Here is a 20642-nt window from a genome sequence, read left to right as displayed (position 1 = left end):
TTATAGGTAATATGATTGTGTCAAAAGAATAACAAGTCTGTACCCGTAATTTAAGCGTTGACGGCCGTGTAGAGGCATAAAATAAAAATAAGGCGGCCGTAACAAACGGACCGCCTTAATAGAATTTCCTGGAGCAATTCCTTAAGGAAGGCTGATAGCCTCTGAAGGACAAACATCTGCGCAAGTGCCACACTCTGTGCACATGTCAGGATTGATAGAATATTTTTCGCCTTCAGAAATAGCTCCTGCCGGACATTCGTCGATACATGTACCGCAAGCGATACAATCGTCACCAATTACGTAAGCCATGATAATCTTGTTTTTATTTAATTAATAATGTTTTTGTACCTATTTTCGTACATTGCAAAGGTAGTGCTTTTATTTTAAATACCTAATTTTAGGTATCTGTTTTTAATTTATTTAACGATTGCGGTCTGTCTATTCAAAATAGAACGACAATACTATCATCTTGCTGCGTGCCTCCTTGACCGATTTGGCATACATGATCATGTTCTGGTCTTTCAGCTTGTCGGGATGGCTGGTGTCGAGACTGTTGATAAGTCCATAGCAGAACTTCAGTTCGGGGCGCAGCTTGAAATAAGGCAGATAGAAGTCGCAGCCCAGACCAAATTCGAGGAACACGTCGTAACGCTTCAGCTTTATGTAGTCGTTGTCCTTGCCCGAAAGATTTATCATGGGGTTTATTCCGGCCATGAGATACGGACGCGTGTTGTTGAGTCTGGGGGCGCTGAACAGAAGATTGAGTGCCGATGATATATACACCGTCTTAAGATCCTGTCTCTGCGTGACATATTCACCATTCTCAAGCTTGTCGGTGAGGTTTGTCAGGGTGATGTGCCTGTTGCCGAAATACATGGCGGGAGCTATGCGGAACGCGAAATTATTGCTCAGGCGGAACTCGCCCAGCACGCCCACGGTGAATCCCGGGTCCCATCTGTCCTGGTCGCAGGTGATGACTTTTTCGGCCGTTGTCCCGTCGGCGCCTGTAATAATCTGCGGACCGACGTTCATAAACTCGATGTCCTGAAGGTGCATGCCTACCACCACTCCGAAGTGAAACGGCCTCAGGTCGGTGTAAGGTCTGTTTTGAACGGTCTTGCCCTGTGCCATGGCGCATAGTGCAGCTGTCAGGACGGTTATTATGGTGAACAGTCTTTTCATTTGATAATATAACGATTTATTGACGCCGATATTACATCCGGCTGTGTGAAAAAGGCATAAAAATGACATCCCGGCACATGTCATAAGCCATGACGTAAGTGCACCGGCGGGTTTATCTCTTCTCGAGGCTGAGCGTTATCTTGCCCACAAATATGCCGTGCTTGCCGTTCTGGTCGTTAGGAACGTCCTTGCCGTCGAGGTTGCGCACATGGTTGAGCGTCTTAAAATAAGAGTGAGAGTGGCCACCCAGCACGAGGTCGATGTTTCGTGTCTTTGCCATCATCTCCATGTCGTTGAGTCCGGCCTCGTCCCATCCGAGGTGAGACAGACATATCACCACGTCGCACTTCTCCTCGTTCTTCAGCTTGTCGGCCACTGCGTTTGCCGTCTTTATCGGGTCGCTGTATCTGACTCCGGCGCAGGTGCTTGCCATGACCAGACCGTCGAGCTTTGGCGAAAGTCCGAAGATGCCTATCCTCACTCCTTTGCGCTTTATTATGACGTAGGGCTTAACAAGGCCTTCTACCACGGTGCCCGTAAAGTCGTAGTTGGCGCAGACGATGGGGAACTTTGCCTTTCTGAATATTCTTGCCATGTTTTCGAGACCGAAGTCGAACTCGTGGTTGCCTATCGTTGCCGCATCGTATCCCATGATGTTCATCAGCTCTGTCTCAACGTCGCCTTTGAACATGGTGTAATATGGCGAGCCCTGCGAGAAGTCGCCGCTGTCGAGCAGCAGCAGGTCCTTGTCCTCCTTGCGCATCTGGTCAATCATGGCTGCACGGCGCAAGAAGCCGCCACGGCCGGCGAGCATGGTGTCGGCAAGGTTGGGGTTGAGCGGAAGCACGCAGCTGTGAGTGTCGTTGGTGTGCAGAATGAGCAGCTGTCTGCCCTTTGCAGCCGCCGTAAGGGTTACGGCCACGGCTATTGTCAGTATTGTAAGTATGCGTTTCATTTGTCTGCTATTATTATTCGTCCTTCAATCTTTGAGTCGATGTCTTCGCCCTGAGCCATCTTAGCCTTCATGTATTTCACTATTACCTGGCGCACGTTGTCATCGGCACCCGATGGCGATTTCATCCCGGTGGCGCTTTTAAAGGCCTCAAGCTTGTCGTTGCCCTGCGCAACATAGTCTATCGTAGCCACCCGGTAGTCGGCCTCGGGGTCGATGTCCTTTCCGTTAAGCTTGGCCGACAGCAGCTTGCCGTCTTTGCTGATAACCAGGTTGACGCCATGGCTCACGGCCTCGCCGCCCACTGATGCTATCTGGCCGAACAGCTCGATCACCTTGCTGCCCTTTAGCGTTACGAAGCATATCTTGTTTTCAAACGGCGCCACGTCGAGCACGTCGCCGTATGTTATGTCGCCCTTGGCAAATGCCGAGCGCATGCCGCCGATGTTGTAAACGGCAAAGTCGGGCTTCTCGCCGTAGCTGCCGCCGCACCATACGAGTATGTCGGCAAGCAGGTTGGAGAGCTTGCTCTCGGGCCTTTCGGCATTCAGATATGAGGCAGCCCTGCCCACCACGGGGCTCATTATGCTGTCCACCTTCAGCTTGTAGGGAGCTATGAAGCTCCACGCCCTGTCGTCGGGCCTGCTGTCGTAAGTGCTGTCAATGAGTATTCTCGAACGGCTCACGCCTGTGAGCTGATAGTGTGATGAGCATGATGCAAGAAGCATCGCAAGTGATGCCAATTCGCATAAAATCAACTTCTTATACATAAGGATAATCTTAGAAAAGTGATGCAAAGTTAGTTAAAAACGCTATTAAGTCAAAGAAAAAGATAAAAAAAACCTCGCATATTTGGAAGAGAAACGAAAAAGTAGTAACTTTGCACCGCTTTCCGCGTAATCGCTGACAGGAAGAAGAGTAGCCTAGTTATGTTACGCCGGAACGATAAACAAATTTAATTATCAAATAATAATGGATTTAATTAAAGTTGCTGAAGAAGCATTTGCAACCGGCAAGAAGTTCCCTGAGTTCAAGTCAGGTGACACTATCACTGTCGCTTACAAAATCGTTGAGGGTTCAAAAGAGCGTATCCAGCTCTATCGTGGTGTAGTAATCCGCATTTCTGGTCATGGTGACAAGAAGCGTTTCACAGTGCGCAAGATGTCAGGTACAGTAGGTGTAGAGCGTATCTTCCCTATCGAGTCTCCGAACATCGACAGCATTGAGGTTAACAAGCACGGTAAGGTAAGACGCGCTAAACTTTATTACCTCCGTAAACTTACAGGTAAGAAAGCTCGTATCGCTGAGAAGAAGGTTATCACAGAGAAGAAAAACTAATTCTGAAATCTTATCTTTAAGAAATAAAGAAGCAGACTTGTCCTTGCGTCAGGTCTGCTTCTTTGTTATTTGTAACAATACATAATATCGAACTTTTGTAAAACATGGCTAATTACATCGCGAAAGGTATGCTTTTGCACGCTGAAAGATGACCTTTCGCAGCATGAAAGGGCATGTATCGCAAGAACATAAAAGCCGGCTTACAGCAGGCATAAGCCTAAGCGGAGTAAACTCTAACCAGGAAAATGTATGTTTGAAGTCAACCGAAACAAGGAAAACAGGCCGACAATAAGCATAAAAAGTTTTTCTTATAAACTCATCACTCGTCACATTCGGGCATAAGCTCCTAACAGACAACACATTACGGTGTGACGAGTTGAAACGCCAACTCGTCACACCGTAACTATCTGATTTACAAAACATTATAATGCGATGTGACGAGAGACGAGTTTTTTAACAAAATCTTTTTCCGGACATTGGCTCAATCAACAGCAAAGCCCTGACGATAAGGCAAGCCACAAACGGTCTGAGCCAAACCTAGTTTCTCTCATTTATCAATTTCTTTTCAGCCTTATCGTTCCGTCGGCACTAATGGTTATCTTGCTGTCCTTTATGTCGCTCTGTGTGAGCCGTTTTATCTGCTGGGCCACGGCGTTGGCCGTGTCCTTGCGCGGACCGAGGCCGCGACGCTGTATGAACGAGTGGATCTTGCCTTCAATGAAGTCGCCCCTGCGGTTCACCTTTGCCTCTATCACCGGCGCATAGCCCGATATTCCTGTTATGCTTATTCCGTAAGGCGTGCAGAAGTTGCCCAGGCTGTAGGCTATAAACTTGCCCTTATACACCTCGACACATCTTACCACATGCGGGCCGTGGCCATAAACTATGTCGGCGCCGTTGTCTACGCAGAAGTGGGCAAAGTCGCGCAGCGAGCCGCGGTCTTCCTCAAGATACTCTTCCTTGCCGTATGGCAGATGGCTGTACTGCTTGCCTTCGGCTCCGCCGTGGAACGACACTATCACCACGTCGGCATTGGCCCGCAGGCTGTCAAGTATGCCCTTCACCGTCCACAGTTCCTTGTGCTTCAGCGTGTAAGAGTTGTGGCCGAACGCACACATGCCGTATCTTATGCCGTTGCGCTCTATTATGGCGGCGTCTGTCCTGCCTCTCAGTCCGGCATATTTTATGCCTATATCCCTTAAGGCGCGCTCCGTTGACCTGACTCCCTCTATGCCGAAGTCGAAGGCGTGGTTGTTGGCCATGCTCAGAAAGTCGAACCCGGCCTCCTTCAGGCGTGGCGCAAAACTCAGCGGCGTGCGGAACGAATAGTTGTAAACCGACTTCTCCTTCTTGTTCTCGGCACTGTCGCACAGCGTTCCCTCAAGGTTTCCCACGGCGATGTCGGCCCTGTGCAGGATGTGCCTTACGTCTCTGAACAGTGCCCTGCCCTCGTCTGCCGGCAGGGCAGGCTTGGGGTAAGTGGTGCCCATCATGATGTCGCCGGCCATGGCTATCGTGAACGTGTCCTGAATATGGCTCAGTATGCTGTCCTCAGCTTTCTGCTCTGCGCTGTCAATATCGACAACGGGCACCGGCAGCTTTTTGCCGGTACCCGTTGTAGTGCAGGCCACAGCCGACCCGCATATAAGCAAAGATATAATAAAAATATGTGGTTTCATGTTACATTACGCGGCGTGCTCCTACGTATCTGCGTGAATAATATCTTTCGTTAGAGTTGCTTACCTTTACGCCCTTGGTGCTTGCGTGTATGAAGTTGAAGCTTCCGCTTATCGGATCAACGTCGACCACAATGCCTACATGACCTATTGAGCGGCCCGAACGCGGACTGGTGAAGAACACCAGGTCGCCTATCTGCAGCTTGTCCTTGTCAACAGGGTCGCCCTGATTAAACTGCGCGCGCGACGAGCGGTTGAGGTCTATGCCCATGTTCTTGAAAACATAGCTCGTGAATCCAGAGCAGTCGAAGGCGTTAGGACCTGCCTGACCTGAGCGGTAGCGTGCGCCCATGTGCGAGAAAGCCTCGTCGAGCACGTCGTTTATAGGCTCAAACTCGAAGTCCTCGTCATAATTCTCGTTGTTATAAAGAAAATCGTAGTTATCTATTTCTTCGCATTGCTGTTCCTTATTGTCGCCGTCCTTCTCGTTGTCGGCCATCACAGGCGTTCCTGCGGTCAACAGCATCATGGCAACGGCAAATATTTTCAGGTTCTTCATGTTCGATGTTTTCTGTAATAGTATAATGAAGGGGTTTTCTTGATTTTACGATTGCGAAGTTAACGAAAAAATGCCGGAAATCAAAGTTTGTTTACATCTTTTGGGATAAGCAAAAAGCATGCCACGGCAAAGCTCCACAAGCCGTTAAGTGTTGTTATAGTGTAATTTAGACCAAAATAACTGCAAAAAAGGTTCAACCATTTTTCTTTACATTCTTTAAGAAATAAGTCTTTCATTATTTAACTACTTTGGCGCATTTTCTGTTCTTTTTGTCGCCTCGGCGCATATCTGCCATGCCTCGCAGACAGATGCTATATGCCTGATTTATTGATATATCCGCACGCCTGACTGCCGCCGGGCACATGTGCCGTATGTTCTTTTATTCACATCCGGCAAGGCTAGAAACGGCAAAAAGCCGGCCGCCGGCAGGGGTTTAATCGACATTTATTTTGTATTGCGCCCAATTTGCACTATCTTTGCAGCCGAAGAAGAAATTTTATCGAGCATGAAAGAATTAGCATTAAAGTACGGATGCAATCCGAATCAGAAACCTTCGCGCATATACATGGAAGAAGGTGAACTGCCTATTGAGGTGCTGAATGGCCGTCCGGGCTACATCAACTTCCTCGATGCACTTAACAGTTGGCAACTTGTAAAGGAGCTTAAAGCCGCAACAGGACTGCCTGCAGCAGCCAGCTTCAAGCATGTTTCGCCCGCAGGAGCCGCAGTGGGTCTGCCGCTCAGCGACACTTTGAAGAAGATTTATTTTGTAGACGACGTAAAGATTGAGCTTTCGCCCCTGGCATGTGCCTATGCACGCGCACGCGGCGCCGACCGCATGAGCAGCTACGGCGACTTTGTGGCTCTGAGCGACGTATGCGACGAGGCTACCGCAACGCTGATCAAGCGTGAGGTGAGCGACGGCGTGATTGCGCCGGGCTACACACCCGAAGCCCTCGAAATACTGAAAGACAAGCGCAAGGGCACATACAACGTAATAAAGATTGATCCCGAATATGTTCCGGCTCCGGTTGAACACAAGCAGGTGTTCGGCATAACATTCGAGCAGGGACGCAACGAGATTAAGCTCGACGACCCGTCACTCTTTGAGAATATACCCACACAGAACAAGACATTCACCGAAGAGGCTAAGCGCGACCTGATAATAAGTCTTATCACGCTGAAATATACTCAGAGCAACTCTGTATGCTACGTGAAGGACGGACAGGCCATAGGCATCGGCGCCGGACAGCAGAGCCGCATACACTGCACACGTCTGGCTGGCAACAAGGCCGACATATGGTGGCTGCGCCAGCATCCGAAAGTGATGAACCTGCCTTTCGTTGACGGCATACGCCGCGCTGACCGCGACAACACCATCGACGTGTATATCAGCGACGAGCACGACGACGTGCTGGCCGAAGGAACATGGCAGAAACTCTTCAAGGAGAAACCCGAAGTGCTGACCATGGAGGAGAAGAAGGAATGGATAGCCAAGAACACCAAGGTGGCTCTGGGCAGCGACGCATTCTTCCCGTTCGGCGACAACATTGAGCGCGCACACAAGAGCGGCGTTGAGTATATAGCTCAGGCCGGAGGCTCTGTACGCGACGACAATGTCATCGAGACCTGCGACAAATACGGAATAGCAATGGCCTTCACCGGCGTTCGTCTGTTCCATCATTGATAAACTGTTTTTTCAGCGCCGGGAGTCATCATTCTCAAGGGCGGCACAAGGCTTGCCCCGTATCAAGAGTCTGTCTCCCGGCTCTTTTTCTCATTAAGCATAATTAGTTTTTACATTTTATGAGCGATATCGACGACATAATTGCCGGTGGCGGAATAGTGTTCCGAAAGGCAAAGACAGACAACGGCAATGACGGCAAGGTGAAAACCAAGGCCAAGAAGAAGAAATATATCACCGGCGCTCATGGCAGCGGCTCGGCACGACAGAAAGCCAAATACCGCGAAGCACGCGCCAACCGCAAACACAAATAACGGCTGCCTGGGCGCGGCCGGTTTGTGTTTGCCGTTTATGTTTATGTGGCATAAGACCGGCATTGCTTATGCTGGTTGTTTCTATGCGCCATTTTTCTTGCTTTTTGAGTTATGTTCTTTTCTGTAACGTGGTTTTATCCACTGTTGTGCCCCTATTGTGCATAACTTAAATAACTGATTGTTTTACAGACAATTACAGCTGCTTGACATATATCTTGCAGAGGGCTTTTAACTCAACTTAACCCTGCATCAGGGAAGGTAATTGTCAGTAAAATTTTGCAGATAACTTTGTTTTTCTTAATTTTGCAGTGTCAAAGCGCATGTCCTTGATACATATTCTCTATTTTGGCTGCGTGCGCTTTTGTCTATTTGAATGCTGCAAGTTTTATGAAAGACAGGGATAATTTTACGTTTCTAACTTCTGCACCTGTTCATCATGTAGTGCTAGTAATGGCTGTTCCGACCATTATCAGTATGCTCGTTACCAGTATCTACAACATCGTAACCACATTCTACGTTGGCCGCATCAGCACACAGGCCACTGCCGCCGTGGGCATAGCCTTCTCGGTTATGGCCATCATACAGGCCATAGGCTTCACCTTCGGGCAGGGCTCGGGCAACTACATATCGCGCGAACTTGGCGCGCAGCGACACGACAATGCATGCCGCATGGCCTCCACGGGCTTCTTTCTTGCCGTTGGGACAGGATTTGTCATTGCCCTTATCGGACTGATATTTCTGCGTCCGCTCGCGCTGCTCCTAGGCTCAACGCCGACAATATTGCCCTATGCCGAAACCTATCTGTCGTTTGTGCTTATGGCTGCACCGTTCATGTGCGGCGCCTTATGCCTGAACAACCAGATGCGCTTTCAGGGCAACGCAGCTTATTCAATGTTCGGCATACTTACGGGAGCATGCATCAACGTCGTGCTGGCTCCTATCCTTATATTTGTGTTCGACATGGGCATAACCGGTGCCGGCATATCCACGTTTACGGGTGAGTCGTGCAGCATGCTTGTGCTGTTGTGGATGAGCCGCATGAAGCGCAACATACATATCAGCCACCGCAACTTTACGCCAAGCGTGGCTATGCTGAAAGAGATATTTGCCGGAGGCACCCCATCGTTAACACGTCAGGGAATGGCCAGCATCAGCGTTGCACTGCTCAACGTGGCTGCCGGAGCTTACGGTGATGCCGCCATAGCGGCCATGTCTATCGTCAACCGCATAGCCTTCGTGATATTTGCCGCCATGATTGGCCTCGGACAGGGATTTCAGCCTATGTGCGGCTTCTGTTATGGCGCAAAATTATACGCACGTGTGCGCGAAGGCTATTGGTTCATAGTGCGTGTAGGCTTTCTGTTTATGGCCGTATGCGCTGTGCTCGGTTTCTTCTTCAGCGAGGAATGCATCGACGTGTTCCGCCGCGACCCCGACGTTGTTTCTATCGGCACCGTTGCCTTGCGCTGGCAGCTGGCCACGCTTCCGTTAGGTGCCATCGTCATGTACACCAACATGATGATGCAGACCATCCGCAAGCCATGGCAGGCCAATGTGCTCGCATCTGCCCGCAGCGGCCTGTTCTTCATTCCGCTGATAATCATCCTGCCCCATTTCTTCGGTCTTCTTGGTGTAGAGATGTGCCAGGCATGGGCCGACGTATTGTCTTTCGGCCTTGCAGTGCCGATAGCCATGAGCGGATTTAAGGCTTTACGTGATGACTGAGAAACGCGGTAAGGCGCAAATATATAAATAACCTAGAACCATCCCCAAGGCAAAGCCGGCCATAATAATCCATTGCCCTACAAGGCGAAATCAGCCTATTTCATATGGCATCATGACCAACGAATGCCAAAAGACTCTGAAAACCGTAACTTATCTGCCTTAATATGTTTTATACAGGAAGCCTGCACAGCATTTAGCAGCAATCTATTAAGGCAACCACATTCATTTACTTTCAAACTGTTAGTGGCCGAGTTACGACCAAAAACTCGGCCACTTTTTATATGAAAGTGGCTTGTTTTCTACACGCAAACCATAGGTTTGTTTTATGCCTGACGCAGGCTTGCCGTGCAAGCCGGGATGAAAAAGACGATAAACAAAAAACTTTGTACGGCTTCTACCGGTATATCAAGAAAAATCAGACGGCAAGACGATAACAGAAAACATATAGACGAATAAAAGCTGAATACCGATTCCCTCTTATGAAATCAACGCGAAATCGTCATGCTGAATAAAAAATAGGGTTGCTTAAAATGATTAAGCAACCCACATATATAAATTATCACATTCGGATACAAACCAACTGACACCGGCTTATTTGTCTTCCTTCTTCCAGAGTTTAGACATATCTTCAAGCGTCTTGCCTTTTGTCTCAGGCACAAGTCGCCATACGAACAGAGCAGCGAGAACGCAGATTGTGCCGTAAAGGCCGTAAGTAAACCAGTGGCCGAAGTTGGCGTCGCTCTCGAGCTGCATGTTGAACATGGGCACAAACGAAGCGCTGACAATCCAGTTGAAAATCCACTGGAATGCAACGGCTATGGCTACGGCTGCGCCGCGGATGGTGTTGGGGAATATCTCTGCAATGAGCACCCAGCAAATAGGTCCCCACGACATCATGAACGATGCGCTGTAGATCATGATGCTGACCATTGTTACGACGGCCATGTCCATGTTGCCGAATGTGAGGGCAACACCGAAAGCGCCAATGGCCATGCCTATTGAACCGGTGATAAGCAGCGGCTTGCGGCCCCACTTCTCAACAGTGAACACGGCAACAAGCGTAAACAGGATGTTCACAACGCCCATGATGACGGTCTGCACCATAGGATTCTCCATACCCATGTCGCCGAATATTCGCGGTGCGTAATAGAGCACGGCATTGATGCCGACAGCCTGCTGGAACACGCTGAGCATGATGCCGACAAAGATAACCAGCACACCATAGGTGAACACCTTTTCGGTCTTTTCTGTAATAGTATTCTTTATCTCATTGAGAATTTTCTGTCCTTCAGCCACACCATTGATTTTCTGCAGTACAGACAGAGCCTTGCTGTCGCGTCCTGCCATAACGAGATAGCGCGGAGTCTCGGGTACGAAGCATATCAATATGGCAAAAAGTCCTGCCGGCACAGCCTCGCTTCCGAACATATAACGCCAGCCTGTAGAGATTGTCCAGGGATCGCTGCCCGGAGCAACGGCGTTGAAGCCTTGTCCGATAGACTCAATTACGGGGTTGGTATGGTCGCCGAGGATGCAGAAGTTGACCATATATACTACCAGCTGGCCGAAAATAATGGCAAACTGGTTCCATGAAACGAGCGTTCCGCGGATGTTAGACGGAGCCACCTCGGCTATATACATAGGGCAGATGGCTGAAGCCAGACCAACGCCCACGCCGCCGATGACGCGATAGATGTTGAATGTTACGAGAAGTGAGTATGTCGGTACGCCATGCTCATAAATCAGAAACTCGGGCTCCATTGAGCCTAACGCAGAAATGAAAAACATTATTCCGGCAAAGATGAGCGACTTTTTTCGTCCCCAGTTTGATGCCAGATAGCCTGATATTCCGCTTCCGATGATACAGCCAATAAGAGCGCTGGCACATGTAAAGCCATGTATGGCATCTGTATATCTGAAGTCTGTTGCTCCTAAGAAAAATGCCTGAAGTCCTTTTTCGGCTCCTGAAATTACAGCCGTGTCGTATCCGAAGAGGAGTCCTCCCAATACAGCCACAAGCACAATTGAAAATAGGTAGGCCTTGCTACCGCCTTTGTCTTGATTCATTGTTTGATTAGATTTTAATTATAGTTAAAGATAAATATTATTCCGTTTTATTACGTTTATAAAACCCTAATCCCTATGTTTTATTGTGTGTTTCGATGTATTTTTGTATTTGACACAGCATCTTGCCGATTATCGGCAGACGATGTATTGCTAGGAGAAGGGCGTACCACTTGTGTTTATTCTGCCTGTAAAGGTAATAAATTTCGCGCTACCGGTTGTCATAATTATTCATTATTAATTTATTTTTTTCGTTTATTACGGCGGTTTTCTGTATTTTTGCACCAAATTGCATATTTTGTAGACATGAAGTTCAGCGAAGTTATCGGACAGGACGACGCCAAAGAGCGTCTGCGGCAGATGGTTGCAGAAGACCGTGTGCCTCATGCCATTATGCTGTGCGGCCCGCAAGGCTGCGGCAAAATGGCTCTGGCCCTTGCCTTTGCTTCATATCTGTTGTGCGAGAACAATTCGGGCGACGACTGCTGCGGATCTTGCCGACAGTGCGTCATGACAGATAAGCTGGCTCATCCTGACCTTCATTTCTCCTACCCTGTCATACGTCCGTCGGGCACCGGCTCTGAACACAAGATGTCGAGTGAGGACTTTACGGGCGAGTGGCGCCATCTGCTGTCTCAGGGGCTATACTTCACAATGGACCAATGGCTTGCGGCCATGGGTGCGGCCAACCAGCAGGCTCAGATGGGTGTGGGCGAAAGCGATGTGGTGATGCGTGCGCTTAGTCTGAAGTCGAGTCAGGGCGGATATAAGGTGTGCATAATATGGCTGCCTGAACGCATGAACGCCGAATGCGCCAACAAGATGCTGAAAATTATAGAGGAACCTCCACACAAGACAGTGTTCATAATGGTGTGCGAAGAGCCCGAAAAGCTGCTGGACACCATAAGGAGTCGCGCCCAGCGCATAGACATTAAGCGCATTGAGACAGAAAGCATCGAGACTGCTCTCATTGACCGCAGGGGCATAGATGCAGACGCAGCGCGCCGCATAGCACGAGCCGCAAACGGAAGCTGGCTTAACGCTCTCGAAGCTCTCAACTCAGACAGTGAGAAAAAGCTATTTCTCGACATGTTTGTCAGCCTGATGAGACTTGCCTATACGCGCAACATCAAGGAGCTGCGCAAATGGAGCGATACGGCTGCGGCATACGGGCGTGAACGCCAGCGCAGGATGCTCACATATTTTGTACACCTGATTCGAGAAAACTTTGTCTACAACTTCCGCATAGGCGAACTCAACTATATGACGCAGGACGAGGAAAACTTTGCGCGAAACTTTGCGCGCTTTGTCAACGAGGCCAATGTCATTGAGCTCTCAGAACTAATGAGCCGCGCCATAAGAGACATAGGACAAAACGCAAATCCGAAAATAGTGTTCTTCGATATGGCAACGCACATCATAGTTTCACTTATCAGAAAACCGTAGGCAATATGCCGAAATAACATATATATATTTTAATTGCAACAGCAGATGGATTATAAAAACAAGAAATTCTTTATATACAACGGGTGCGACCGTGGTCTGTGCCTGAGAGGATGTGGCCGGCAGGACCGCCAGCTGAACACCTACGACTGGCTGGCAGACGTACCGGGCAACGCCCAAAGTACTGACCTTGTTGAGGTGCAGTTTAAGAACACCCGCAAAGGATATTATCACAACGTCAACAACCTTGACCTCAGAAAGGGTGACATCGTTGCCGTAGAGGCTAACCCGGGGCACGACATTGGCGTAGTTACGCTTACCGGCAAACTGGTAGAGCTGCAGATAAAGAAGGCCAACCTGAAATCGGCCGACGACATCAAGCGCATATACCGCATAGCAAAGCCCGTGGACATGGAAAAATACCGCGAGGCAAAAAGCCGCGAGCACGCTACGATGATACAGAGCCGACAGATAGCCAAGAACCTTAATCTGCAGATGAAGATTGGCGACGTTGAATATCAGGGCGACGGCAACAAGGCTATATTCTATTATATAGCAGACGAACGAGTAGACTTCCGCCAGCTTATCAAGGTGCTGGCAGAGACATTCCACGTGCGCATAGAGATGAAACAGATCGGAGCGCGTCAGGAGGCAGGACGTATTGGCGGCACAGGTCCGTGCGGCCGTGAACTGTGCTGCGCCACCTGGATGAAAAACTTTGTGTCGGTAAGCACTGGTGCAGCCCGCTATCAGGAAATATCACTAAACCCGCAGAAGCTGGCAGGTATGTGTGCAAAACTGAAATGCTGTCTTAACTACGAGGTTGACAACTATATCGAGGCGAGCCGCAGGCTGCCAAGCCGCGAAGTTGTGCTTGAGACACAAGACGGCGAATATTATCTGTTCAAGTCTGACATCCTTGCCGGACTTGTAACATATTCATCAGACAAGAAGGTGCCGGCCAACCTCGAGACAATAACAGCAAAGAGAGCGCTCGACATAATAGACATGAACAGAAGGGGCGAAAAGCCCATGTCGCTGCAGAGCGACGGCAACATAAAGGAACAGAGCAGTCATCCTGCTGACCTGCTGGCCAACGAGAGTCTTACGCGTTTTGACAAGAGCAAGAAGAAGCGCCGTTCAAAGAACCGCCCGGCACGCCAGGCTTCAGCAAAAGGACGCGGCAAGGCTCAGGCCGAGAAAGGACAGCAGAAGCCTCATGGAGCCGAAAAGCAAGAGAAGGCAGACAAGCAATGACGAGATTAAGATTACATATATTTACAGCCATGGCCTGCGTGGCCATGGCTTTGTACTCATGTAACAGCGATGTTGTGTACGACAAATACAACCATACTCAGCTGACAGGATGGGAAAAGAACGATACTCTGGCCTTCGACGTACCTCCAATGAAGGAGTCTGGCCGTTACCGTCTTGAACTTGGACTTCGCACCAGCACCTCGTTCCCCTTCACCGGCCTGAGCCTTGTTGTCGACCGCACCGTGGAACCGGGACACATGCTATATACAGACACCGTGAACTGCAGGCTGGCTGATGACAAAGGTAACGTGCTCGGACGTGGTGTAAGCTGCTTTCAGTATAGTTTCATTGTTTCTGACATAGACTTGCGCAAAGGCGATTCGCTTCATATATGCGTCCGCCATATCATGAAGCGCGAGATTATGCCCGGCATTTCGGACATAGGACTGAAGATATCAAAGCGCTGAACATAGGGCACCTAAATACCTAAAAGGAGTTTAAGCCCGAACGCTTCACTCTGCAAACTAAGAGTTTATCTAGGCATCTATAGTTTGATTTTCAGTTTTTAAGAAGTTTCATACAGCTTTTATCCCACATAGCGGGCATACAATCTGCTTCGCCTTGGCATGGTTTGCGTCTGAAATAAGCAAATGGCAATAAAATCAATGTAAAACGGGCAATCCGGCCGAAACATAAAGACAATTTGGAGTAAAAGTCAAGGTTTGCTGTCGAATACACATTAAGGTATAAATTTAACAAAATCCACCATTTTCTCATCTTTCGGGAAATGGTGGATTTTCTTTTCTGCATCAGCCAAATAGCTGCCATATATAAAATTACCCATACAATACAAAATAAAAGCCTCTGGTGCATTAGAATGCGCCAGAGGCTATATTTATGTAAACTACGTATTGTTGTTACTACTTTATTAGATACCCAATGCCTGCTTTGCAGTAGTGTTATTAGGATCTATCTCGAGGATAAGTTTCCAATACTTATCAGAATTAGCCTTGTCCTCTTTTATGTAATAATAATATCCGAGATATGAGTAAGGCTCAATAAGAAGCTTCGGATTATCAGGATTCTCCTTCTTAGCCAACTCGATATACTGCTCATAATAAGGTTTAGCCAAGCCCTGAGTTGTTTCCGGGTCAAGCTGTGAGTTGATACGCGCTCTCATTATTGTTGCATAAAGCAGGTTGGTAGGATATTTCTCTCCGAGCATGCCATAAACCTCATCAGCCTTCTTCAAAGCAGCAATCTTCTCTTCGTTAAGAGTTGCAATACTTGCAGCCTGATCAGCATAAAGTTTAGCCAATCCGTCGATATCACCTACAGAAGGTTTCTCAACAGCTTTCAGATATTCATCATAAAGAGCAAGTCCCTTAACATAATCTTTCTTTGCAATATATGCATCAGAAAGCTGCTTCTTAACATCATTGAGTGAAGAGTTAAGTTCAAGTGCCTTCTCAAACTGAGCAATAGCCTGGTCGAAAGCGCTGTCACCCATCAGTGCATATCCGTAATACTGATAGTCACGAGCAGAGAACTTAGCGCTGTCTGACTTGTTGAAAAGTGCATCAGCATACTTCAAGGCGTTAGGATAATCCTTGAGGTCTGTGTAGTTATAGAAGCAGAGACGGTTCATGGCTGCGTCACGCGGATTCTTCTGAACACCATACTGAGAAATCTCAAGGCTCTTCTTTGAATCAGAAGAAAGATATGTGGCAGTTGCATACTCTGTCAGATAGTTCTCATTGAATTTGCCCAGATCAACCTTTGAGAAATATTCAATGGCCTTGTCAAAGCGGTTAGCTGTATAGAAGAAGTGTCCTGCTTCAGCATCTACAGGATAATCAGGCTGAACTGTACGAAGTTTCTCGAGCATCTGGACAGAAAGCTCCGGGCTGCGCTTACGGTAAATATTTGCATACTTGATGTAGCCCTGAGGATTCTTCGGATCCATAAGAGTAGCCTGCTGATACCATGTTGCAGCAGCACCGCCATCATTGTTTACAACCTCGATATCACCCATAAGGAGATAACCGGCAGCGTTGTTCTTGTCACGGTCGATAGCCATCTCTGCATATTTCTTGGCATTAAGAGTGTCCTTAATGTCGAGATATGCGCGGCCAACACCTGCAATAGCAACTGCATTCTTCTTGTTTTCCTTGATAAAGTCCTTAACCTGGTCCTTAGCAGCATCAGGATTAGACTTGCTGTTAACAATAACTTTAGTAATGGCGTCAATCTGAGACTGTACGTCCTGCGCCATCATAGGAGCCGAAAACAATGTGAGAGCGGCTCCAGCCAATAAATATTTAATCGCATTCATAATCGCTATAATTAAATTGTAAATAGTTTAAGTTTTCTCACTCAGAACCGTTTGCATAAACAAGGCAGCCTTTATTAATATTGACTGCCTCAGGATGCAAAGGTTTAATCATCACCTACATTTACTGACCTTATTGTAATATCACCACGTACAGGCAACAAGCCTGACTTGAATATTATCAGCTGTCCCTTAGGCTGCTCTATAAAATGGGCAAAGCCCCATGGAAGACCATTGATAGGGTCATTAAGCAATGCATATATCGTTCTTACCAACGGATAACGTCCGTCGAGTAAGTATGCCTGGTATGGTTTCCAGCTATTCATGGCTGTAGCCGAGTCAAACCTGCTTACCGACATAACAGTTATATTCTTCTTGAATGTAGTGTTCGTTGTGTCGCGCTTGTCATTAAGCCAATTTGAACCGATGATACCAATGGCATTAGGAGTTTTCTCGACATAATCGATAACCTCCTTGCTCGTGTTTGTGGCAACAATGTTCGGACTGTTTATCAGCTTTCCGTCCAATATCGAGTCAACACAGAATGAAACCGTACTCGACTTGCTGTTGTCAAACACCACAAGTATCTCGCCGCGACTTGAACCGGGAACTATATCGCTCCATTTCTTTGCCTCTCCGCTGAGAACACGCTTTATGTTCTTGACAGAAATACAAGAATCTTTATTCTCTCTGTTTATGATAAGCGACAAGCCATCATAAGCCAAAGGTATAGCCACGGGCAAATAATTGCGTGACTTTAGATTCTCCAACTCATTTTTTGTGAAATTTCTTGATGCAATAACCAGCTGCAGACTATCATTCATCAGCATCTTTATAGCATCATACTCATTTGTATAAATCGGAGTAAGCTTGGCATCCCGATATATACTTTCGAAGACCTGAACTTCTTCGTCGATTATAGGACTAAAACTTTCGTCAGAAGCGAACGAAATCGCTCCTGACGAATAAGTATCTGTTCTGCCGCTTTTGGGTTTGTCGGCACAAGCGGCCAACATGCCCGACAGCAGCATCAATCCTACCAAATTGTAGAATAGTTTTCTTCTCATATCACGTAATTACTGCAGTTTGAATGTTACTGGCAACGTATATCTTACGTTAACCGACGTACCGTTCTGCTTTCCAGGAGTCCAGTTAGGCATGCTGCTAACAACACGCACAGCCTCTCTGTCGAGAGACGGGTCAACAGACCTCAGGACTTTCACATTAGAAATAGAACCATTCTTACCTACAACGAACTGTACAATAACCTTACCCTGGATACCGTTCTCAGCAGCAACAACCGGATATTTGATGTTGTCTCTCAGCCAAGCCATCAAAGCGCCCTGTCCACCAGGGAATGAAGGCTGCTCTTCAACCACGTCAAACACCTTATTCTCCTCCTCGTTCTTTGGAGGTTCAGGCTGGGCAATTTCTTCCTTAGCTTTGAGCACCTCGCCGCCAATTTCGTCATTACCAACTACGTTGAACGCACCGATAGTAGTTTTTGTCTTCTGAAGGTCTTCCTGAGTTTTCATTTCCTCCTCAGGCTTTACCTCAGAGTCCTTCTTGATAACAGGAGCAGTAAACTTGATAGAGCTCTTTACCTTCTCTACAACTTTGGGCTGCTCGATTTTAGGAGTTACCTTTTTCTTCTCAACTTTCGGCGTCTTGTCTATTTTAGACAATTTAGCCTCAGTGACAATCGCAACTTTTTGGTTCGCCTCAATAACATTCTTAATAGCTATAGCCGAGAAAATAGCAACTGCAGCAATAAGTACGATAATGATAGACCAAAGGTTACGTTTTGCGGTACCCTTACGGAGCTTGTATGCTCCATATGCCTGGTTCTTTCCCTCGAACACGAGGTCACACCATGCATTAGATATAAGATCTATTTTTGACATTGTCTTTTCATTTTAAATGTTACTCAACGATTACTTCACTCCTTTTTTAGTAAGAAGGCCTTTGTCTTCAGGAGTAATGTTATCGATGACATACTTACCTATACTGCAAATCTGCATCTCATCCAGAGCATCAACCAAATTCTTATAAGAAGCATTGTCAGTTGCCTTGATAATGATTGTCAGGGTAGGAATCTTCTGCCCGTCAACTTCACCATTTTTCAGCTTCTCCAATTCTCTATTATATACAGAATCTGGGTATTTTCCAGGATTGCTCAACTTTTTGCTGTCGAGCTCGGCCTTAGCCTTCATAATCGTAGACACCGGTATGGTACCGTCTTCAGTGACATGGTTGATAAGGACCTTACGGATACCTTCCTTGCCCCAAGTTGTTTCTTTAAGGCAATTAGGATCATTGTAATTAGGAATACCTGCTACGTAATAAATTTTGTCATTACCTGCAACGTAGATTGTAATAGTCTGCGAAGCCTTGGTAGCAGTTCTGTCCTCTTTCTGCACGTTCTCATCGTTACTTGGCATCGTCAGCTGCATTGTCTGAGGCTTGCTCAATGACGTACACAGCATGAAGAATGTGATAAGAAGCATCATCATGTCCACCATAGGCGTAAAGTCTACGCGTAGGTCAATCTTCTTCTGTTTGCTTTCTTTCTGCTTTGCCATGACTTATTCCTCCACTTTTTTGTAAGAAGTGATAAGATAGTAACGATTCTGATTCATGTCCTGAAGTTCAGACATTACTTTCTTGATAACCTTATAGGGTGTCTTCTCGTCAGCCTTGATAGCCAGTTTCATATCTGAGTTGTTGTCAGTAACTGTCTTAACCCACAACTGGAACTCGCTCATACCGCCGTCGATACTGTCTGTAGGAACGCCCTTATCTTTCTGATAGTCGTTCATGTGAGCTGCATCCTGACTCAGGAATGCGCCCATATCTTCCATAGACACACCGATATTGGTTGCGCTGCGAGAGTTTTTCATCTGAGTGCCGTTAAGGCTTACGCCAAACTGATCAGCCATAGTGCTGAGCGCGGCCTCCATATCGCCAGGTTTGTCCCAGCCCAAGAACACCTTGCCCCTACTGTCGATCAGTATGCTCAAGACGTTATTCTCCGGAACCTTTAGCTCCGATACCGAACCCGGCGTGAGAACCTTAACTGCCTCATTCTTAACGAATGTTGATGTCAACATGAAGAATGTAAGCAAGAGGACCATCACGTCGCTCATCGGAGTCATATCGATCCAGATCGCTTTTTTCTTAATTTTTACTTTACCCATAGTAATAAAATTTTAAAGGGTTAGTAAAATTAAGCTTCGTCTGCGTGATTGGCTTCGTATGTCTGAGCAATTGAATAACCAACCTCATCAAGGGCGTATGTCAGCTTGTCGATCTTGTTTGTGAATGTGTTATAAGAAATAACAGCAACCCAAGAAGTCAAAATACCGAATGCGGTGTTGATCAAAGCCTCAGAAATACCTGTAGACAATGCCAGAGAGTCACCACCACCACCGGCAGCCAAAGCCTGGAATGAACGAATCATACCGATAACGGTACCGAGAAGACCGGTAAGAGTACCGAGTGTAACGATAGTTGCGATGATAGGAAGGTTCATCTGCAGTGTAGGCATCTCGAGCTGAGTAGCCTCTTCGTGAGCCTGCTGGATCTTAGAAACCTTCTGAGCCTTCTTCATGCCTGCTGTAGCTTCCATTTCCTTGTAAGCGCGGATAGAAGCAGAAACAACGTTAGCAACAGAACCTCTCTGCTTGTCGCAGATGCGCTGTGCTTCAGCGAAGTCGCCTTTGCTTACAGCAGCCTTAACGTTAAGAACGAACTTAGCAAGTGAGCCTGTTCCGAATGCAGAACGAAGAGCGATCCAACGCTCGATGCTCAGAGCGATTACAGTAAGCAAAAGTGTCTGGATGATAGGCACGATAACACCACCTTTGTAAATTGTACCGAGCAAGTTTGTCGGGTGACCTGCGGGATCGTTACCTGCGAAGTTTGCCGGATTACCAAGCAGATACTTGAAAATGCAAAGCGCAATAACGAAACATACAACGATAACCCAGATCGCTGCTCTAATACCTTGGAAGCCCTGATTTTTCTTTGTAGGGCTTGCTGCTTTTTGTGTAGTTGCCATAATTTTGAATTTAAATTTTAGTTATTAATAATTTAAGTTATAAAGTTTCCGATTAA

General features: G+C 47.3%; 20 protein-coding genes. 7 read left to right on the top strand and 13 right to left on the bottom strand.

Going from position 1 to position 20642, the window contains the following annotated elements:
• Window positions 1-141 precede the first annotated feature (141 nt).
• From QVO66_RS09545 to QVO66_RS09530, 4 genes are all read right to left on the bottom strand, one after another.
• Window positions 142-309 (bottom strand): 4Fe-4S binding protein, encoded by a 168-nt coding sequence (locus tag QVO66_RS09545; protein ID WP_021855262.1) that lies wholly within the window; start codon window positions 307-309, stop codon window positions 142-144.
• A gap of 129 nt (window positions 310-438) precedes the next feature.
• Window positions 439-1182, bottom strand: coding sequence for a type IX secretion/gliding motility protein PorT/SprT (gene porT, locus QVO66_RS09540; protein WP_021855261.1), 744 nt, complete (start codon window positions 1180-1182; stop codon window positions 439-441).
• 112 nt (window positions 1183-1294) lie between these two features.
• Window positions 1295-2137 carry a bifunctional metallophosphatase/5'-nucleotidase gene (locus QVO66_RS09535; RefSeq protein WP_021855260.1) on the bottom strand — a complete coding sequence of 281 codons (843 nt, stop codon included), beginning with the start codon at window positions 2135-2137 and terminating at the stop codon, window positions 1295-1297.
• Entirely contained in the window at window positions 2134-2904 is a 771-nt protein-coding gene (locus QVO66_RS09530; RefSeq protein WP_021855259.1) for a 5'-nucleotidase C-terminal domain-containing protein, read from the bottom strand. The genes QVO66_RS09535 and QVO66_RS09530 overlap by 4 nt, the downstream gene beginning before the upstream one ends.
• A gap of 202 nt (window positions 2905-3106) precedes the next feature.
• Between QVO66_RS09530 and rplS the strand changes: the two genes are divergently transcribed.
• Entirely contained in the window at window positions 3107-3472 is a 366-nt protein-coding gene (rplS, locus tag QVO66_RS09525; protein ID WP_021855258.1) for a 50S ribosomal protein L19, read from the top strand.
• Window positions 3473-4026: 554 nt separating this feature from the next.
• On the opposite strand, the gene QVO66_RS09520 is transcribed toward rplS, so the two are convergent.
• Window positions 4027-5151 (bottom strand): CapA family protein, encoded by a 1125-nt coding sequence (locus tag QVO66_RS09520; RefSeq protein WP_021855257.1) that lies wholly within the window; start codon window positions 5149-5151, stop codon window positions 4027-4029.
• A 1-nt stretch (window position 5152) separates the two neighbouring features.
• The gene (locus QVO66_RS09515) at window positions 5153-5707 is read right to left on the bottom strand and encodes a C40 family peptidase (RefSeq protein ID WP_021855256.1); all 555 of its coding nucleotides are present in this window, start codon (window positions 5705-5707) and stop codon (window positions 5153-5155) included.
• Window positions 5708-6212: 505 nt separating this feature from the next.
• Here QVO66_RS09515 and QVO66_RS09510 point away from each other — a divergent pair.
• The 3 genes from QVO66_RS09510 to QVO66_RS09500 all read left to right on the top strand — a co-directional run bounded on the left by QVO66_RS09510 (window position 6213) and on the right by QVO66_RS09500 (window position 9430).
• A complete protein-coding gene (locus QVO66_RS09510; RefSeq protein WP_021855254.1) occupies window positions 6213-7394 on the top strand; it encodes a phosphoribosylaminoimidazolecarboxamide formyltransferase in 1182 nt (393 codons plus the stop codon).
• A gap of 119 nt (window positions 7395-7513) precedes the next feature.
• Window positions 7514-7705 carry a hypothetical protein gene (locus QVO66_RS09505; protein WP_021855253.1) on the top strand — a complete coding sequence of 64 codons (192 nt, stop codon included), beginning with the start codon at window positions 7514-7516 and terminating at the stop codon, window positions 7703-7705.
• A gap of 387 nt (window positions 7706-8092) precedes the next feature.
• The gene (locus QVO66_RS09500) at window positions 8093-9430 is read left to right on the top strand and encodes an MATE family efflux transporter (protein WP_021855252.1); all 1338 of its coding nucleotides are present in this window, start codon (window positions 8093-8095) and stop codon (window positions 9428-9430) included.
• A 591-nt stretch (window positions 9431-10021) separates the two neighbouring features.
• Here QVO66_RS09500 and xylE read toward each other — a convergent pair.
• The gene (xylE, locus tag QVO66_RS09495) at window positions 10022-11497 is read right to left on the bottom strand and encodes a D-xylose transporter XylE (protein ID WP_021855251.1); all 1476 of its coding nucleotides are present in this window, start codon (window positions 11495-11497) and stop codon (window positions 10022-10024) included.
• Window positions 11498-11800: 303 nt separating this feature from the next.
• Here xylE and QVO66_RS09490 point away from each other — a divergent pair, with 303 nt between their 5' ends.
• Genes QVO66_RS09490 through QVO66_RS09480 form a run of 3 tightly spaced genes read left to right on the top strand, consistent with a single transcriptional unit; the run spans window position 11801 to window position 14661 of the window.
• Window positions 11801-12940, top strand: coding sequence for a DNA polymerase III subunit (locus QVO66_RS09490; RefSeq protein ID WP_288172782.1), 1140 nt, complete (start codon window positions 11801-11803; stop codon window positions 12938-12940).
• Window positions 12941-12985: 45 nt separating this feature from the next.
• Window positions 12986-14194, top strand: coding sequence for a PSP1 domain-containing protein (locus tag QVO66_RS09485; protein WP_021855249.1), 1209 nt, complete (start codon window positions 12986-12988; stop codon window positions 14192-14194).
• Window positions 14191-14661: a gliding motility lipoprotein GldH gene (locus QVO66_RS09480; protein WP_021855248.1), complete on the top strand. Its 471-nt coding sequence runs from the start codon at window positions 14191-14193 to the stop codon at window positions 14659-14661. Before QVO66_RS09485 ends, QVO66_RS09480 begins: the two co-directional genes overlap by 4 nt.
• Before the next feature lie 461 nt (window positions 14662-15122).
• Here the strand turns inward: QVO66_RS09480 and QVO66_RS09475 are convergent, their stop codons facing one another.
• The 6 genes from QVO66_RS09475 to QVO66_RS09450 all read right to left on the bottom strand — a co-directional run bounded on the left by QVO66_RS09475 (window position 15123) and on the right by QVO66_RS09450 (window position 20586).
• Window positions 15123-16529 (bottom strand): tetratricopeptide repeat protein, encoded by a 1407-nt coding sequence (locus tag QVO66_RS09475; protein ID WP_021855247.1) that lies wholly within the window; start codon window positions 16527-16529, stop codon window positions 15123-15125.
• Window positions 16530-16633: 104 nt separating this feature from the next.
• Window positions 16634-17593 (bottom strand): PstS family phosphate ABC transporter substrate-binding protein, encoded by a 960-nt coding sequence (locus QVO66_RS09470; protein WP_021855246.1) that lies wholly within the window; start codon window positions 17591-17593, stop codon window positions 16634-16636.
• 9 nt (window positions 17594-17602) lie between these two features.
• Window positions 17603-18430, bottom strand: a complete 828-nt coding sequence (locus QVO66_RS09465) for an energy transducer TonB (RefSeq protein ID WP_021855245.1) — start codon at window positions 18428-18430, stop codon at window positions 17603-17605.
• A gap of 30 nt (window positions 18431-18460) precedes the next feature.
• Window positions 18461-19108 (bottom strand): ExbD/TolR family protein, encoded by a 648-nt coding sequence (locus QVO66_RS09460; RefSeq protein WP_021855244.1) that lies wholly within the window; start codon window positions 19106-19108, stop codon window positions 18461-18463.
• Between the two features lie 3 nt (window positions 19109-19111).
• Window positions 19112-19723, bottom strand: a complete 612-nt coding sequence (locus tag QVO66_RS09455; RefSeq protein WP_021855243.1) for an ExbD/TolR family protein — start codon at window positions 19721-19723, stop codon at window positions 19112-19114.
• Between the two features lie 29 nt (window positions 19724-19752).
• Window positions 19753-20586: a MotA/TolQ/ExbB proton channel family protein gene (locus QVO66_RS09450; RefSeq protein ID WP_021855242.1), complete on the bottom strand. Its 834-nt coding sequence runs from the start codon at window positions 20584-20586 to the stop codon at window positions 19753-19755.
• Window positions 20587-20642: the final 56 nt, after the last annotated feature.

This window comes from Prevotella sp. CAG:255 (assembly GCF_000431195.1).
Classification (GTDB): domain Bacteria; phylum Bacteroidota; class Bacteroidia; order Bacteroidales; family Bacteroidaceae; genus Prevotella; species Prevotella rara.
The sequence above is the reverse complement of the archived record's forward strand: the minus strand, read 5'-3'. Positions and strand labels throughout refer to the sequence as shown.